The sequence below is a fragment of the Pseudoalteromonas sp. SG43-8 genome (assembly GCF_014164245.1).
GTDB classification, from domain to species: Bacteria; Pseudomonadota; Gammaproteobacteria; order Enterobacterales; family Alteromonadaceae; genus Pseudoalteromonas; species Pseudoalteromonas distincta.
Genome location: NZ_JACJEX010000031.1, coordinates 1 through 1,051 on the forward strand (window position 1 = coordinate 1; position 1,051 = coordinate 1,051).

Sequence of the window (1,051 nt, forward strand, 5' to 3'; positions counted from 1 at the left end):
TTACCACTGCTGTTTGCTGTGCTCTCGTTGCCTGCCGCATCGGTAATACTCGCGCTTACAGTAAAGTCACCTTGTGCAAGGGCACCTGGAATCTCAATGTTCCAGTGGCCATCGCTGCCAACTAGGGTCTCAATGGTTTGCACAGCGCCTGCGCTGTCGGTGATGGTGAGTGTAACAGTGCCACCAATTTCATTACTGGTGCCCTGAAGCTCTGGTGTTAAGTCGCTAACATCGCCTACGTTTTGAATGGTGAGTATTGGCGCTTGCGTGTCGATAGTGGTGGTATCACTTACTGTAGTTTCGTTGCCGACACTGTCGCGTACACTTACTTCAATGGTGCTTTGACCTTCACTTAATGGTGCCGCTGGTGTAGCACTCCAATTACCATCCGCATCAACAAGGGCGGTGATGGTTTGTGGGTTGCCGTTGCTGTCGGTCACTACAATAGTCACTTGTGCACCTTCGCCCGCATCGCTTGTGCCGCTTATGATTGGCGTGTTGCTGTCGCTTTGTGCTGCAACGTCAACCGTCAGCGTAGGCGGTGTATTATCAAAGTCATCTGAGCTAATTGTCCGTGTATTACCTGCGGCATCGGTCGCTGTTGCGATCACTGAGCCAACATCAAGTAACGATACATCTAATCCGACTAATGACCAGTTGCCATCCGCATCTGTTGTAGTGGTATATGTTGCACCAATACCACCGCCTACCAGTTGCTCGGTAATAGTAATTTCACTGCCTGCTGGCAAGTCAGACGTCCCACTTAGGGTAACCAATAAACCAAGTTCAAACGTTGGTGTAAAGGCAAGTGCCGGTGGAGTTACGTCTACTTCGCCGCTGTCTGTACTTGTACCTGTGTTGCCTGCGGCATCGGTGATGCTGGCGCTGACACTATAATTACCTTCGGCTAAATCAGTCGTTGGTGCCGCACTCCAGTTACCATTGGCATCGGTTTGTACATCAATGCTTTGAGTAGCATTTGCTGCATCTGTAAACGTCACCGTGATGGTGCTGTTAGGTGCATCACTGGTGCCTGTCACTATTGGCGTGC

At 50.5% G+C, this 1,051-nt stretch carries 1 protein-coding gene; it reads right to left on the reverse strand.

Annotated elements, in window-relative coordinates:
• On the reverse strand, window positions 1–1,051 hold a 1,051-nt coding region (locus H5122_RS19970), incomplete at both ends, for an Ig-like domain-containing protein (protein WP_182683033.1).